Source organism: Bacteroides rodentium JCM 16496, from assembly GCF_000614125.1.
In the GTDB taxonomy this organism is placed as follows: domain Bacteria; phylum Bacteroidota; class Bacteroidia; order Bacteroidales; family Bacteroidaceae; genus Bacteroides; species Bacteroides rodentium.
Genome location: NZ_BAKJ01000014.1, coordinates 58,718 through 74,549, shown reverse-complemented (window position 1 = coordinate 74,549; position 15,832 = coordinate 58,718). Strand labels below are relative to the sequence as shown.

The 15,832-nt window shown below is 49.5% G+C and carries 9 protein-coding genes and 3 pseudogenes; 9 read left to right on the top strand and 3 right to left on the bottom strand.

All coding sequences use genetic code 11. From position 1 onward, the window contains the following. Positions 1 to 53: 53 nt before the first annotated feature. Positions 54 to 2,113: pseudogene (uvrB, locus tag JCM16496_RS08470) on the bottom strand (excinuclease ABC subunit UvrB). Positions 2,114 to 2,256: 143 nt separating this feature from the next. Here uvrB and JCM16496_RS08465 point away from each other — a divergent pair. The 6 genes and pseudogenes from JCM16496_RS08465 (at position 2,257) to JCM16496_RS08440 (ending at position 7,502) form a co-directional block, all read left to right on the top strand. After that, entirely contained in the window at positions 2,257 to 3,813 is a 1,557-nt protein-coding gene (locus JCM16496_RS08465; protein ID WP_025833589.1) for an ATP-binding protein, read from the top strand. Between the two features lie 31 nt (positions 3,814 to 3,844). Next, positions 3,845 to 5,142 (top strand): annotated as a pseudogene (locus tag JCM16496_RS08460) (phenylacetate--CoA ligase family protein). Positions 5,143 to 5,208: 66 nt separating this feature from the next. Continuing rightward, a complete protein-coding gene (locus tag JCM16496_RS08455; RefSeq protein ID WP_025833586.1) occupies positions 5,209 to 5,634 on the top strand; it encodes an ACT domain-containing protein in 426 nt (141 codons plus the stop codon). A 207-nt stretch (positions 5,635 to 5,841) separates the two neighbouring features. Continuing rightward, positions 5,842 to 6,663, top strand: a complete 822-nt coding sequence (locus tag JCM16496_RS08450; protein WP_025833584.1) for an outer membrane protein assembly factor BamD — start codon at positions 5,842 to 5,844, stop codon at positions 6,661 to 6,663. A gap of 42 nt (positions 6,664 to 6,705) precedes the next feature. Then, positions 6,706 to 7,041, top strand: coding sequence for a DNA-directed RNA polymerase subunit omega (locus tag JCM16496_RS08445; protein ID WP_005825356.1), 336 nt, complete (start codon positions 6,706 to 6,708; stop codon positions 7,039 to 7,041). Further along, the gene (locus JCM16496_RS08440; RefSeq protein ID WP_025833579.1) at positions 7,041 to 7,502 is read left to right on the top strand and encodes a DUF4293 domain-containing protein; all 462 of its coding nucleotides are present in this window, start codon (positions 7,041 to 7,043) and stop codon (positions 7,500 to 7,502) included. The genes JCM16496_RS08445 and JCM16496_RS08440 overlap by 1 nt, the downstream gene beginning before the upstream one ends. Before the next feature lie 161 nt (positions 7,503 to 7,663). Here JCM16496_RS08440 and JCM16496_RS08435 read toward each other — a convergent pair whose 3' ends face one another. Together JCM16496_RS08435 and JCM16496_RS08430 are read right to left on the bottom strand one after the other, a co-directional pair. Continuing rightward, positions 7,664 to 8,365, bottom strand: coding sequence for a porin family protein (locus JCM16496_RS08435; RefSeq protein ID WP_025833577.1), 702 nt, complete (start codon positions 8,363 to 8,365; stop codon positions 7,664 to 7,666). A gap of 87 nt (positions 8,366 to 8,452) precedes the next feature. Next, positions 8,453 to 10,245: pseudogene (locus tag JCM16496_RS08430) on the bottom strand (LysM peptidoglycan-binding domain-containing protein). 189 nt (positions 10,246 to 10,434) lie between these two features. Here JCM16496_RS08430 and uvrA point away from each other — a divergent pair. From uvrA to JCM16496_RS08415, 3 genes are all read left to right on the top strand, one after another. Further along, entirely contained in the window at positions 10,435 to 13,269 is a 2,835-nt protein-coding gene (gene uvrA / locus JCM16496_RS08425; protein WP_025833575.1) for an excinuclease ABC subunit UvrA, read from the top strand. A 360-nt stretch (positions 13,270 to 13,629) separates the two neighbouring features. After that, the gene (gene ybaK / locus JCM16496_RS08420) at positions 13,630 to 14,109 is read left to right on the top strand and encodes a Cys-tRNA(Pro) deacylase (RefSeq protein ID WP_025833573.1); all 480 of its coding nucleotides are present in this window, start codon (positions 13,630 to 13,632) and stop codon (positions 14,107 to 14,109) included. A gap of 118 nt (positions 14,110 to 14,227) precedes the next feature. Further along, a complete protein-coding gene (locus JCM16496_RS08415; protein ID WP_025833571.1) occupies positions 14,228 to 15,790 on the top strand; it encodes a peptide MFS transporter in 1,563 nt (520 codons plus the stop codon). Positions 15,791 to 15,832: the final 42 nt, after the last annotated feature.

The following is a 15,832-nucleotide window of genomic DNA, read 5'->3' as shown; positions in this document are numbered from 1 at the left end:
CATAGAATAACAAAAGGAGGGGAGTATAGTTTGAAAAAAAGAGGTGAAATCCCTTATTCGTCTTTTTCTTTCAGCAATTCCTCCATCTTCAGCACCTCGTCCCGATACTGTGCGGCTTCGATAAAATCGAGTTTCTTGGCAGCTTCCTGCATAAGCTTCTTGGTACGTTCGATACTCTTTTCCAGTTGCTTGCGGCTCATGTACTGTACTATCGGGTCGGCAGCCATCGTAGATGTACTTTCTTGTTCCACGTAGGGGCGGGGAGTGCTGGAAGTGAATTTCTCGCCGTTGAGGACGCTTCGCCGGAAGCCTCGTTGGTGGCAAACACATTGAGGTTCTTCGCTTTCTTGATTTGCTGTGGCGTGATGCCGTGCTCTTCGTTGTACTTCAACTGCTTCTCGCGACGGCGGTTGGTCTCGTCGATGGTCAGTTGCATGCTGTCCGTTATTTTGTCGGCATACATGATGACCATGCCGTTCACGTTACGGGCGGCACGTCCGGCAGTCTGTGTCAGTGAGCGGTGGGAACGGAGGAAACCTTCCTTGTCTGCATCGAGAATGGCAACGAGAGAGACTTCAGGCAGGTCGAGGCCTTCACGCAGCAGATTGACACCGACAAGTACATCGTAAACGCCCTCGCGCAAGTCACCCATAATCTTCACACGTTCCAAAGTGTCTACGTCGCTGTGGATATAATTACACTTCACGTTGTTGTTCAGCAGATATTCCGTCAGTTCTTCAGCCATTCGTTTGGTGAGGGTGGTGACGAGAGTTCGCTCGTTCTTCTCGATGCGCAGCTGTATCTCTTCCATCAGGTCGTCTATCTGGTTGTGGCTGGGACGTACCTGGATGATAGGATCCAAGAGTCCGGTCGGACGGATGACCTGCTCTACTACGATGCCTTCGGATTTCATCAGTTCGTAATCTGCCGGTGTGGCGCTGACGTAAATCACTTGTTTGGCCATCTCTTCGAATTCATCGAATTTCAGCGGGCGGTTGTCCATCGCTGCCGGCAGGCGGAATCCGTACTCCACCAGGTTTATCTTGCGGGCGCGGTCACCTCCGTACATGGCACGTATCTGCGGGACGCTGACGTGGCTTTCGTCAATGACTATCAGGAAATCTTCGGGGAAGAAGTCTAGCAGGCAGTAGGGGCGGGTACCGGCAGCACGCCCGTCAAAGTAGCGCGAATAATTCTCAATGCCGGAGCAATGTCCCAATTCGCGTATCATTTCCATATCGTAGGTCACCCGTTCCTGCAAGCGTTTGGCCTCGAATGGGCGGCCTTCGTTTTCAAACCATTGCACCTGCTTGTGAAGGTCGTCCTCTATCTGGTGTATGGCACGCAACGTGGCTTCCTTGGTGGTCATGAAGAGGTTGGCGGGATAAATCTTGTAGGCATCGAACTGGGCGACGGTGACGCCACTCATAGGGTCCACTTCCTCAATGCTGTCTACCTCGTCTCCCCAAAAGGTGACGCGCAGCAGGTTGTCGGCATAAGCCAGATAAATGTCCACCGTATCGCCTTTCACGCGGAAATTGCCGCGGTTCAGGTCAATGTCGTTGCGTACGTAAAGACTGTCCACCAGGCGTCGCAGGAAGACATTACGACTGAAACTCTTGCCTTGCTGCACTTCGATGACGTTGTTGTAGAAGTCTGCCGGGTTCCCCATGCCGTAGATGCACGAAACGGAGGATACCACCACTACGTCTTTCCTGCCCGAAAGCAGGGCAGAGGTGGCGGCAAGGCGCAACTTGTCTATCTCGTCGTTGATGGCGAGGTCTTTTTCTATATAGGTGTCCGATGATGGCAGATAGGCTTCGGGCTGATAGTAGTCGTAGTAGGACACATAGTATTCCACGGCGTTGTTCGGGAAGAATCCCTTGAACTCGCTGTACAACTGGGCGGCCAGCGTCTTGTTGTGGCTCAATATCAGCGTTGGCTTGTTGATGTTGGCAATGACGTTGGCTATGGTGAATGTCTTTCCGGATCCGGTGACACCGAGCAGTGTCTGTGCGGGAAGTCCCTCGCGCACGCCCTCGGTCAGCTGTGCGATGGCCTCCGGCTGGTCACCGGTGGGCTGGTAGGCGGATGTCAGTTCGAATTTGTTCATTTTCTCTTCTTAGGAGTGGCAATATTCGGTAAAATCTTTGAGATAAACAAAATTTTTTTGTTTACTTTGCAACTATATTGATTCAAAACATAGCGAACTGTAGCGTTTGTCTTTGTTCTGCCATCCTAAAAGAGTGAAAGAGTATGAGCAACAAAATTTATCCTATCGGTATCCAGAACTTCGAGAAGATTCGTAAGGCCGGCTATTTTTATGTTGATAAGACCGCATTGGTCCATCAACTGGCTCGGACCGGCAGCTACTATTTCTTGAGTCGCCCCCGACGTTTTGGCAAGAGTTTGCTGATTTCTACCTTTGAAGCTTATTTTCAGGGAAAGAAAGAACTCTTTGAGGGGTTGGCCATGGAGAAGCTGGAGAAGGACTGGATAAAACATCCCATTCTCCATCTGGATTTAAATATAGAAAGGTATGACACACCGGAAAGCCTGAACGACATCCTGGAAAAGAACCTTTCCAAATGGGAAAAACTCTATGGTGCCGATGCTTCCGAACGCTCTTTTTCACTGCGTTTTGCCGGTATCATAGAACGTGCCTGCGAGCAGACGGGACAAGGGGTCGTCATTCTTGTGGATGAGTACGACAAACCCATGCTTCAAGCCATCGGCAACGAGGAGTTGCAGAAGGAATTCCGCAATACGCTGAAGCCTTTCTACGGCGCATTGAAGACGATGGACGGCTGCATCAGGTTCGCTTTTCTCACCGGAGTCACCAAGTTTGGAAAAATCAGTGTGTTCAGTGATTTGAACAATCTGGATGATATTTCGATGTGGAACAAGTACATCGATATCTGTGGCATCAGCGAGCAGGACTTGCACGAAAACCTGGAGGCGGAGATGCACGAATTTGCCGATGCACAGGGCATGACCTACGAACGGTTCCGTGACAAATTGCGCGAGTATTACGATGGCTATCACTTCACGCACAATTCCATTGGCATTTACAATCCCTTCAGCCTGCTCAATGCTTTTAAGCGTAAGGAGTTCGGCAGCTACTGGTTCGAGACCGGAACGCCGACCTACCTTGTGAAACTGCTGAAGAAACATCATTATAACCTCGAACGTTTGGCTTATGAAGAAACAGACGCCCAGGTCCTGAACAGCATTGATTCCGAATCAACCAATCCCATTCCGATGATTTACCAGAGCGGGTATCTCACGGTCAAGGGATATGAGGAAGAATTCGGCATATATAGGTTAGGCTTCCCGAACCGTGAAGTGGAAGAGGGGTTTATCCGGTTTCTGCTGCCTTTTTATGCCCATACCAATAAAGTGGAGGCTCCTTTTGAGATACAGAAATTTGTTCATGAAGTACGTATCGGAGACTGCGACTCATTTTTCCGACGTCTTCAGAGCTTCTTTGCCGACACTCCCTATGAGCTGGTGCGTGACTTGGAACTCCATTATCAGAATGTGCTTTTTATCGTATTCAAGTTGGTGGGATTCTATACAAAAGTAGAGTATCACACCAGTGAAGGCCGTGCCGACCTTGTCTTGCAGACGGACAAGTTCATCTACGTGATGGAGTTCAAGCTGGAGGGGACTGCCGAAGAAGCCTTGGAGCAAATCAATGAGAAGCACTATGCGCAGCCTTTTGAAGCAGACGGGCGACCGTTGTTCAAAATAGGTGTGAACTTCAGTTCCGAAACACGTAATATTGAACGGTGGATAATAGAGAAAGAATAATAGATATTAATTTTGTAATACAACGAAGAACATGATTTGGAATGAAAGCATCGAATGCATGGACCGCGAAAGCCTTCGTAAAATCCAGAGCATCCGTCTCAAAAAGACTGTGGAGCGTGTGTATCATGACACTCCTTTTTACCGTAAGAAAATGCAGGAACTGGGAATTACTCCCGATGACATAAACAGTATAGATGATATTGTAAAACTGCCTTTTACCACCAAGTACGACTTGCGGGACAATTATCCCTTCGGCCTCTGTGCCGTACCTATGAGCCAGATTGTGCGTATTCATGCCTCCTCCGGCACTACCGGAAAGCCCACTGTGGTAGGCTATACCCGGAAAGACCTTTCGGCATGGTCCGAATGCCTTTCACGCGCCTTCACCGCCTATGGCGCCGGCAGCTCGGATATTTTCCAGGTGTCCTACGGTTACGGACTTTTCACTGGCGGACTGGGTGCGCATGCCGGTGCGAGAATATCGGCGCTTCCGTCATCCCGATGTCCAGCGGCAATACGGAGAAGCAGATTACACTGATGCATGATTTCGGTTCTACCGTACTTTGCTGCACGCCATCATACGCCCTCTATCTGGCAGATGCCATCAAGGACTCCGGTTTTCCCCGCGAAGAGTTCAAGCTGAAAGTGGGAGCCTTCGGCGCCGAGCCGTGGACCGAGAACATGCGTCGTGACATCGAAACCAAACTGGGCATCAAGGCATTCGACATCTACGGACTGAGCGAGATTGCCGGTCCCGGTGTGGGTTACGAATGCGAGTGCCAGCACGGTACCCACCTCAACGAAGACCATTACTTCCCCGAGATTGTAGACCCGAAGACCCTTGAGCCGGTTGCTCCCGGCCAGACCGGCGAATTGGTGTTCACCCACCTTACCAAAGAGGGTATGCCGCTGTTGCGCTACCGCACCAAGGACCTCACCGCCCTGCACTACGACAAGTGCCCCTGCGGACGTACACTGGTTCGTATGGACCGCATCTTGGGACGTAGCGACGACATGCTGATTATCCGTGGTGTCAATGTGTTCCCCACGCAGATAGAGTCCGTCATCCTCGAAATGCCGGAGTTCGAGCCTCACTACCTCTTGCTGGTAGACCGTAAGAACAATACCGACACCATGGAGTTGCAGGTTGAAGTTCGTCCCGAATACTATTCCGATGAAATCAACAAGATGCTGGCTCTGAAGAAGAAGCTTGTGGCCCGCCTGCAGAGCGTACTCGGTCTCGGCGTAGATGTCCGTCTGGTAGAACCACGCAGTATTGAGCGCAGCGTAGGCAAAGCCAAGCGCGTCATCGACAACCGCAAATTGTAAATCGCCAAATTGTACATTGTACATTGTACATGGTAAATAGTAAATCGTCAAATCGTAAATAAACCTATGGTAGCAAAACAACTTTCCATTTTTCTGGAGAACAAGTCCGGTCGCCTCACAGAGGTGACTGAAGTTCTTGCAAAAGAAGGTGTCAACCTTTCTGCTCTATGTATTGCAGAGAATGCCGATTTCGGCATCCTTCGTGGCATTGTTTCCGAACCGGACAAAGCTTATAAGGCTTTGAAAGACAATCACTTCGCTGTGAATATAACGGATGTGGTAGGCATCAGTTGTCCCAACATCCCCGGCTCATTGGCGAAAGTGCTCCGTTTCCTCTCCGATGAAGGCGTGTTCATCGAGTACATGTATTCCTTTGCCAATGGTGAAACGGCCAATGTCATCATCCGTCCCAACGACATGGATAACTGTATCCGTGTATTGACAGAAAAAAAGGTCGATTTGCTGGCGGCAAGCGAACTCTATAAACTGTGAAAAGGATTAGGGATTAAGGATGAAGGATGAGGACTATGCAGGTTGATAGCACAGCCACTAATCCCTAATCCTTAATCCCTCATCCCTCCTTCCCCCCCGTTCATCCCTAATTCCTGCCCGTTCGTCTGGTTTTTGAAAAATTAAGGCTCGTATCGTTGCTTTATTCGATGCGAACCCCTATCTTTGCGCATTATTTGAACAAAAGTAATGAAGAAGAATATCCTAATAACTCTGCTTGCAGCATTGCTGCTCTCCTCGTGTGGAGAATACAACAAATTGCTGAAAAGCACAGATTACGAATACAAGTACGAAGCGGCAAAAAATTACTTCGCAAAAGGTCAGTACAATCGTGCTGCTACTTTGCTCAACGAATTGATTGCCATTCTCAAAGGTACTGATAAAGCGGAGGAATCCCTCTATATGCTGGGCATGAGTTACTATAACCAAAAGGATTATCAGACTGCTGCACAGACTTTCATCCAATACTACAACGTTTATCCCCGCGGTACATTCGCCGAATTGGCACGTTTCCACGCTGGCAAGGCCTTGTATCTGGATACTCCGGAGCCGCGTTTGGACCAATCCGGCACGTATAGCGCCATCCAGCAATTGCAGATGTTTATGGAATACTTCCCGCAAAGTTCCAAGAAAGAGGAAGCGCAGAACATGATATTTGCCTTGCAGGACAAGCTGGTAATGAAAGAGTATCTGTCTGCAAAGCTTTACTATAACATGGGTAATTATCTGGGCAACAATTATCAGGCTTGCGTCATCACCGCTCAGAATGCCTTGAAAGATTACCCTTATACCAATCTGCGTGAAGACTTGTCCATTCTTATCTTGCGTGCCAAGTATGAATTGGCAGTATATAGTGTGGAAGATAAAAGAGCCGAACGTTACCGTGAAGCGGTAGATGAATGTTATGCCTTTAAAAACGAATTCCCTGAAAGCAAGTATACGAAGGAAGCCGACCGAATCTTCAAGGAGGCACAGAAAATGCTGGGCGAGGGAGGCGAAGAACAAGAGTAATTTAGTAATTAATAATTTGTAATTAATACAATAGATAAATTTATGGATTACAGAAAGACAAATGCTCCTACTACTACGGTGACCCGTGATATGATGGAGTTGTGTGAGGATACCGGTAATGTATACGAAAGCGTAGCGATTATCGGAAAACGTGCCAACCAGATTAGTGTGGAAATCAAGAACGACCTTTCCAAAAAGCTTGCTGAGTTTGCCTCTTACAATGACAATCTGGAAGAAGTGTTCGAAAACCGGGAACAGATTGAAATTTCCCGCTATTACGAAAAACTGCCGAAGCCGACATTGATTGCAACACAAGAGTATGTGGAGGGCAAGATTTACTATCGTAACCCGGCTAAGGAAAAAGAAAAACTGCAGTAATGATACAACGTATTCAATCTGTTTATTTGTTGTTGGTAACCGTCCTGCTGGTTGTGGCAATCTGTATGCCTGTAGGACAGTTCATCGGAGCGGACGGAGTGACGGCGCATGTTTTCAAACCTCTGGGAGTGGCTTTGGCCGACGGAGGATTTCAGTCTACTTGGGGCTTGTTCGGAATATTGTTGCTCAGTGCGCTTATTGCCTTCTGCACGATATTCCTTTTCCGTAACCGTATGTTGCAAATACGCATGACGATTTTCAGCAGCATTCTCCTGATAGGCTACTACATAGCCTTCTGCGTATTTATGTTTGTTTTGAAGGGCGATTTGGATGCAACGGCTTTCCAGCTCGGATGGGCTCTTTGCCTTCCGGTGGTGGCCATCATCCTCAACTATCTGGCCTTCCGTGCCATCTATAAAGATGAGGTGATGGTGAAGGCGGCAGACCGTCTAAGAAGATAAGAGAAGGTTTATCTACTTGATAAATAACAAAAGGCAGACCACGTATTTCATTCGAGATATGTGGTCTGCCTTTTTTATTGTTTCCGCTTGGGGGGCAGTCCTTCCCCCATTAGAGGAAATTGTCGTTCCCTACGTGTGGAAGCGGGTGTTTCCTATAGGCATTACTTCTTCAAGTCGAACAGATAAGTTATCTTGGCCGTAATGACTCCGTGTGCGGAGCGTGAGAAAAAGTCCTTCTTGGTGCTGCCATAGAAATCGGACAAAGCATAGTAGTATCTTCCTTCTACAATGAAATTGCCTGCCTTGGTGCGCAGCTCTATGCCTGCTCCGCCTGCAATGCCATAGTCGAATTTGTTGTCTATGGCCTTGCCGTGCTGTTCTACGGTGATGTTGGTGTAGGAGTCTGCTACAGTGCCGTCCCAGTCACCGTCTATCTTTTCACTGTCGCCAAGCAGGAAACCTATCTGTGGACCGGCATGGATGAAGAATTGCAGACCGCGTTCCTTGCCGAATGCCAGATGTGCCAGGAAGGGTATTTCCACATAGTTCATGGTGCGGGTGTAGCTCAGTGTGGGATAGTCTTCGTAGTACTCGTCCCAACCGTGCTGCGAGAAGTTCAGCTCAATTTGTGCACCGCAAATCATACTGAAATATTTCTCGGAGATGTATCGGGCTGTCACACCGCCGTTGATGCCCATCAGATTCTTCTGCTTGACAGAGGGAGAGAAGCTTACGCTATTCAGATTGATGCCTCCATTGACACCGACAGCGAAGTTGTGGCGTTGCTCGCCCACCTGTGCATGCAGGGGCAATACACATGCACACACCAGCAGGGCGAATATGATGATTGTTCTCAGGTTCATGTTATAAGTTACAAGTTACGAGTTACAAGTTAATAGTTATATAGTGGAGTCTCAGATGATTAATCCCTAATCCTTAATCCCTAACCCCTAATCAAAGTCCAGCTTCACCAGCTCAAAATTCTTGGTGAAGTGCACAAAAAACACCTTCTTGTTGATGAAGCCCCCCCAGTTGTTTACCCGTTGGAACTTGAAGCCGGTCTGGATGGGAATCAAATCCAGTCCTTGCATGTTCTTCTTGAAGGACGAGCCGTAGCGTGCCAGTCCTTTCAGGAAGAAATAGCCGGTGTCGAAGCCCAGCATTCCGAATTTGGGATAGCGCTCGTCCATCTCCTTGCCATACCATCTGCGGTAGCTCTTGGTGAAGTTGATGGCGGCAGGAAGCAGGTTGTTGGTATAGAAAGAGGAATAGAAATAGGTGTCCAGTTCGAAGAAGGCTTCCAGGTGGTCTTTGGTGTAGGTCTGCCACTCCGGATAGCCGAACAAGTGGACACGGCTTTCGGGCTGCTCGCGCACCAGCAGTGTCAGTTGGGGAAGTATCTTGATCAATGTCAGGTTGCTGCCGGATGTGGGGATGAAGATATTCTCGCGGTCCGTGCGTAATACCGTTTTCAGGGATTCTGCGGTGACATTCTCTTTCAGGCTCTTCATCGGGATGGAACGGTTGCGCAGTTCGTCTTTCAGTCCCTTGATGAATTCTGCCTTGTCCTTGGCGCCCTGGCTGGCTTCAATGAAGATGACGTTGGCGTTGGGGAACTGGCGCACAAAGTGGTCGTACACCTCGGAATACAGATAGGATTGGGGAGTATTTATCTGATAGACCGCCGGGTTCTGGAATACCGTGTTGTCTTTCGATGTGAATGGTATCACCAGGCGTGTGTCTTGTTTCTTGGCAAACTCGGCCAGCGGCTTGATGTGCTGTTGGTACAGAGGCCCGAAGATGATATCCATGTCCTTCATCTCGCTTTTACCCAGGATGGAGTTCAGCGAGGCACTTTCGGGGCCCGAGTTGTAAGTGTACAAGTCGATGGAAGTACCGGTACGTTTCAGACTGTCTACGGCCATCAGCAGGCCTTCGTAGTATTCCACCATACGGGAGGACTCGCTCTTCGATACCCCGTCCAGGAAGGGGAGGATGACGGCAGCTTGATGGTGCTGAAACGCTCTGTCTCTTTTCTGTTTTCGCGAAACAGCTCGCTGTCGGTAGGCGTTGCCTGCAACTGCGTGCTTTGCTCCGTCTGTGCCTTGGGATAGGGGATGCAGAGGAAGGTTCCCTTCTTTATTTTGTTTTCGCCTTTCAGCTCCGGATTGGCAGCAATCAGCTCGGCTTCGCTGATGCCGTATTCACGGCTGATGCTGAATACGGTTTCTTTCCGTTTCACCTTGTGCATGTCGCGGCAGCGTGACTCTACGGGACCGGGAATATTGTTGTTGGCAATCACCGTGTTGTTGCTTAGTGTCTCGGTCGGGGCCATGGTTTCGGCCTCGGTTGTGGAAGGTATGCGGATTACTTGTCCGATACGGAAATTCTCGGCGCTCAGTCCCGGGTTGGCGTCACAGATGGCTTTGGCGGATACATTGTATTTCACGGTCAGCCGGTAGAGGGTCTCGCCGGATGCGATGGTGTGGTATGTTTCTTTTTGTGCGTTGGCGGCACTGCGTGGGATACGCAACGTGTGTCCGATGAATATTTTCTCGTCACTGCCGGGGTTCAGTTTGATGATGTCCGACTGGCTGACGCCGTACATGCTGGCGATGGAATAAAGACTTTGTCCTTTCTCGATAGTATGCAGAAAATAAGATTGATTCTCTTGTGCTACTGCACCCAGACTGCATGCACCGGCAAGCAGCAGAGAGCAGATAATGCGGTTAATCGTTTTCATTCAGTAATCGTTGGTTTATGTTTACAATTTCCCAAAGTAGCCGCAAAGGTACGAATATTGTGGCATTTTAACCAAAGGATTGCGTTAAGAAATAATATTGTGCATTTCAAAACTGAAAAATAGCGCTTTTCGACTGATATTCGGGGGGAAACAGTTATTTTTGCAGTTAAAACGATAGGATAAATCAACATGCAAGAAGAAACAGAATATATCAATGTATATGGTGCGCGCGTGCACAACCTCAAGAATATCGATGCAGAAATCCCCCGTAACAGCCTGACCGTGATAACCGGCTTGAGCGGAAGCGGAAAGTCTTCCTTGGCATTCGATACCATCTTTGCCGAGGGGCAGCGCCGCTATATCGAGACTTTTTCGGCATACGCCCGCAACTTCCTGGGAAACCTGGAGCGTCCGGACGTGGACAAGATAACGGGACTGAGCCCGGTTATCTCCATCGAGCAGAAAACCACGAACAAGAATCCACGCTCCACCGTGGGCACCACCACCGAAGTGTACGACTACCTGCGTCTGCTCTTTGCCCGTGCCGGCGATGCCTATTCCTACCTCTCGGGCGAGAAGATGGTGAAGTACACTGAAGAGCAGATACTGGACCTCATCCTGAAAGACTATAAAGGAAAGCGCATCTACATCCTTGCCCCACTGGTGCGTAACCGTAAGGGACACTACAAGGAGCTCTTCGAGCAAGTGCGCAAGAAGGGCTACCTCTATGTGCGTGTGGACGGCGAGGTGCGCGAAGCCCTGCCCGGCATGAAGCTGGACCGCTACAAGAACCACGATGTGGAGGTGGTGATAGACAAGCTTGTGGTGGCGGATAAGGACGACACGCGCCTGAAGAACAGCGTGGCCACCGCCATGCGCCAGGGCGACGGGCTGTTGATGATACTCGATGCGCAGACCGACAGCGTGCGCCATTACAGCAAGCGGCTGATGTGTCCCGTGACGGGCTTGTCTTATCGGGAACCGGCACCGCACAACTTCTCCTTCAACTCCCCGCAGGGCGCATGCCCCAAGTGCAAAGGGTTAGGGGTAGTGAGCCAGATTGATATTGACAAGGTGATTCCCGACCGCGAGCTCTCCATCGCCGGAGGTGCCATCGCACCTTTGGGGAAAGCCAAGAACAGCATGATTTTCTGGCAGATTACCGCCTTGCTGGAGAAGTATGAGGCAACGCTGAAAACTCCGGTGAAGGAGCTGCCGGAGGATGCGCTGGACGAGGTGCTCTACGGCTCAGACGAGCGCATCAAGATAAAGAGTTCGTTGATAGGCACCTCTTCCGATTACTTCGTGACGTTTGAGGGTGTTGTAAAGTATATCCAGATGCTGCAGGAGAAGGACGCTTCCGCCACGGCACAGAAGTGGGCGGACCAGTTTGCCAAGACTGCCGTTTGTCCGGAGTGCCATGGCGCCAAGCTGAACAAGGAAGCGCTTTCGTTCCGCATCCACGACAAGAACATCTACGAATTGTCCACGATGGACATCAATGAGCTGTATGACTGGCTGGCAAACGTGGACCCGTATCTCAGCAGCAAGCAGCAGCAGATTGCCGGTGAAATTCTGAAGGAAATCCGTACGCGGCTCAAGTTTCTGCTCGATGTCGGTCTGGATTATCTGTCGCTGAACCGCAGCTCCGTCAGCCTGTCCGGTGGAGAGAGCCAGCGTATCCGCCTGGCTACGCAGATAGGCTCTCAGCTGGTGAATGTGCTCTATATATTGGACGAGCCGAGTATCGGCCTGCACCAGCGTGACAACCAACGCTTGATACACTCTCTGAAGGACCTGCGCGACATTGGCAACTCCGTGATTGTGGTGGAGCATGACAAGGACATGATGCTGGCTGCCGATTACGTCATTGATATGGGTCCGAAAGCCGGTCGCCTGGGAGGGGATGTCGTCTTTGCCGGCACTCCCCGAGAAATGCTCCGGACGCATACGCTGACTTCCCAATACTTGAATGGAGAACGTGCCATTGAGGTGCCTGCCAAGCGTCGCGAGGGCAATGGGCACAGCCTGTGGCTGCGAGGCGCCAAGGGCAATAATCTGAAGAATGTGGATGTGGAGTTCCCGTTGGGCAAGCTGATTTGTGTTACCGGTGTCTCCGGCAGCGGCAAGTCTACGCTTATCAACGAGACGTTGCAGCCTATTCTTTCGCAGAAGTTCTACCGCTCCCTTCAAGACCCTTTGGACTATGACAGCATTGAAGGGCTGGAGCATATAGACAAGGTGGTGAATGTGGACCAGTCTCCCCTGGGACGTACGCCGCGCTCCAATCCTGCCACCTATACGGGTGTGTTTTCGGATATCCGCAATCTGTTTGTCGGCCTGCCCGAAGCGAAGATACGCGGGTACAAGCCGGGACGCTTTTCCTTCAACGTCAGTGGCGGGCGCTGCGAGGCTTGCCAGGGCAACGGCTACAAATGCATTGAGATGAACTTCCTGCCGGATGTGTATGTGCCTTGCGAGGTGTGCCACGGCAAACGCTATAACCGCGAGACGCTGGAAGTGCGCTTTAAAGGCAAGTCCATTGCCGATGTGCTGGACATGACCATCAACCGTGCGGTGGAGTTCTTCGAGAATGTGCCTCAGATATTGAATAAGATTAAGGTTATCCAGGAAGTGGGATTGGGCTATATCAAGCTGGGACAGTCCTCCACCACGCTATCCGGAGGTGAGAGCCAGCGCGTGAAGTTGGCTACGGAACTCTCCAAGCGTGATACGGGCAAGACACTCTATATCCTCGACGAACCTACCACCGGACTCCATTTCGAAGATATCCGCGTACTGATGAATGTACTGAACAGACTTGTTGACAAAGGAAACACCGTCATCGTCATAGAGCATAATCTCGATGTCATCAAGATGGCGGACTACATCATCGATATGGGTCCCGAAGGCGGCAAAGGGGGAGGGGAACTCCTCTCCTGCGGAACACCCGAAGAGGTGGCGAAGAGCGAGAAAGGCTATACTCCGAAATTCCTGCGTGAAGAGCTGAAAATATTTTCGTAATTACCAAAATATTTTTCCCTACCCGTTGGCGAAATTGACAGCTTTCATTTCCCCTTTTTAGAGGTATGCACAGACTTCATTTTGTTCTGTTTTTCGGTTTTCTGCCTACCAGCTTTCTATTTTCCCCCTATCTGCTCCGTGTATATATAGAGGGAGCAGATAGGGAGTAGGCAGGAACCAGGTAGGGAGCGGGTAGGGAGCAGGTAGGAAAATGTTCTGTTTTTCGGTTTTTCCACATCGTTCAATTCCGTCAACGTTTTTTTCCTATTGCTGAATAGTTGCAAAATATTCAGTGTAAATAGATATTAGAATATAGTATGAACTAATTTACGTCGTTTACTAACTTATAAGAAATATATTATGAAAATTAATAAGACGAATGCAGCGCGGCTTCTCGACAAGGCCAAGATAGCCTATGAACTCATTCCCTACGAGGTGGATGAGAACGATTTGAGCGCCGTGCACGTAGCCGCCAGTTTGGGTGAGGACATCAATTGCGTATTCAAGACACTGGTTCTTCACGGCGATAAATCCGGTTACTTTGTCTGTGTCATCCCGGGTGAGCACGAAGTGGATTTGAAACTGGCGGCAAAGGCATCGGGCAACAAGAAGTGCGACCTCATTCCGGTTAAGGAACTTTTACCTCTGACGGGCTACATCCGCGGAGGCTGTTCACCCATCGGCATGAAGAAGCCTTTCCCTACCTATATCCATGAAACGTGCCTGCGGTTTCCGTATATCTATATCAGTGCCGGACAACGCGGTTTGCAGCTTAAACTGGACCCGAAGGATTTGGTAAGGAAAGTGCGTGCAGAAGTTTGTGTTCTTTCTGGCGTATAAAAAGTGGTGTTCCGGATGAGTTCTTGCGTTTTGTTGGGGAGAATATTCGCAAAAAAGTATATATTTGCAAAAATATAAAGAATTTAATCTTATTACTAATTAAAAACCTACTGCTTTTATGTTCAAGAATCACCCTAAGGGTCTATTGGCAGCTGCCATCTCCAATATGGGAGAGCGTTTCGGCTATTACATTATGAATGCCGTGCTGGTATTGTTCCTTTGCTCCAAGTTTGGTTTGAGCGATGAGACGAGTGCCATTATTTATTCGGTATTTTATTGTGGAATTTATGTGTTGAGTCTGGTGGGAGGCATCATTGCCGACAGGACTCAAAATTATAAAGGGACCATCATGTCGGGACTGATAGTGATGTCATTGGGTTACGTCATTTTGTCTGTTCCGGTGCTGGCCACTTCTGGAAATGTAGGATGGTTGCTTCCCCTGACTTGTTTCGCCTTGTTCCTTATAGCTTTCGGCAATGGCCTTTTCAAGGGAAACTTGCAGGCCATTGTGGGGCAGATGTATGACAATTTTGAGAAAGATGCCCAGAAACAAGGCCCCGAAGCCGTGAAGCTGGCCAAGAGCCGCCGTGACTCCGGTTTCCAGATTTTCTATGTGTTCATCAATATCGGTGGACTGGTTGCCCCGTTTGTGGCTCCTTTGCTCAGGGAATGGTGGCTGAAGGCGCACAGCCTGGCGTACAATGCCGACCTTCCCGCCTTGTGTCATCAGTACATTAAAGATGGGGCAGACATGGCTGCCGACAAGCTTGCCAACTTCACTGAACTTATTGCCAAGGTAGGTGGTACGGCTACCGGTGACTTGGGAGCGTTCTCCAACCAGTATCTTGACGTGTTCAATACCGGTATTCATTATTCGTTCATCGCATCGGTAGTGGCCATGCTCATTTCTCTTTTTATTTTTGTCTTGTGCCGTAAAGTATTTCCCACACCGGGCAAGAAGGTAAAACAGGAGTCTGTGGACTATACTCCGGAAGAAAAGGCTGCTATGGCTAAAGAAATCAAACAGCGTCTTTATGCTTTGTTTGCCGTGCTGGGTATCGTCATCTTTTTCTGGTTCTCTTTCCACCAGAACGGACAGTCTCTGTCTTACTTTGCTCGTGACTTTGTGGTGACGGACAGCATTGCTCCTGAAATCTGGCAGGCGGTGAATCCTTTCTTCGTTATTACACTCACTCCGCTTATCATGATGTTCTTCGGCTCTTTGACCCGTCGCGGTCGGGAAATCTCCACGCCCAAGAAGATTGCCATCGGTATGGGAATCGCGGGACTTGCTTTCTTGTTCCTCGCAGTCTATTCAGCCATCCAGGGATATCCTTCGGGCACTGAGTTCAAGGAAATGGCCGATTCTGCCAAGTCCGGATTGAAAGCTGGGCCGTGGGTGCTGATAGTCATCTACTTCTTCTTGACTGTAGCCGAACTGTTCATTTCTCCGTTAGGGCTTTCGTTTGTTTCCAAAGTGGCTCCTAAACATATTCAGGGATTGTGTCAGGGATTGTGGTTAGGTGCTACGGCCATCGGTAACCTCTTCTTGTGGGTAGGCCCGCTGATGTATAACAAGATTCCTATTTGGGAGTGCTGGAGTGTATTCTTTGCTGTCTGCATCGTGTCGATGGGTGTCATGCTGGGCATGGTGAAGTGGCTGGAACGCGTGACGAAATAATTGAAAATAGCGATTTAACCAAAAGGCTATGCTGTGTCATGA

Bases quoted from the DNA above. Each gene is read 5' to 3' on its own strand.
- ybaK (WP_025833573.1), top strand. From the start codon at position 13,630: ATGAAAATTAATAAGACGAATGCAGCGCGGCTTCTCGACAAGGCCAAG.
- JCM16496_RS08465 (WP_025833589.1), top strand. From the start codon at position 2,257: ATGAGCAACAAAATTTATCCTATCGGTATCCAGAACTTCGAGAAGATT.
- JCM16496_RS08440 (WP_025833579.1), top strand. From the start codon at position 7,041: ATGATACAACGTATTCAATCTGTTTATTTGTTGTTGGTAACCGTCCTG.
- JCM16496_RS08450 (WP_025833584.1), top strand. From the start codon at position 5,842: ATGAAGAAGAATATCCTAATAACTCTGCTTGCAGCATTGCTGCTCTCC.
- uvrA (WP_025833575.1), top strand. From the start codon at position 10,435: ATGCAAGAAGAAACAGAATATATCAATGTATATGGTGCGCGCGTGCAC.
- JCM16496_RS08445 (WP_005825356.1), top strand. From the start codon at position 6,706: ATGGATTACAGAAAGACAAATGCTCCTACTACTACGGTGACCCGTGAT.
- JCM16496_RS08455 (WP_025833586.1), top strand. From the start codon at position 5,209: ATGGTAGCAAAACAACTTTCCATTTTTCTGGAGAACAAGTCCGGTCGC.
- JCM16496_RS08435 (WP_025833577.1), bottom strand. From the start codon at position 8,365: ATGAACCTGAGAACAATCATCATATTCGCCCTGCTGGTGTGTGCATGT.
- JCM16496_RS08415 (WP_025833571.1), top strand. From the start codon at position 14,228: ATGTTCAAGAATCACCCTAAGGGTCTATTGGCAGCTGCCATCTCCAAT.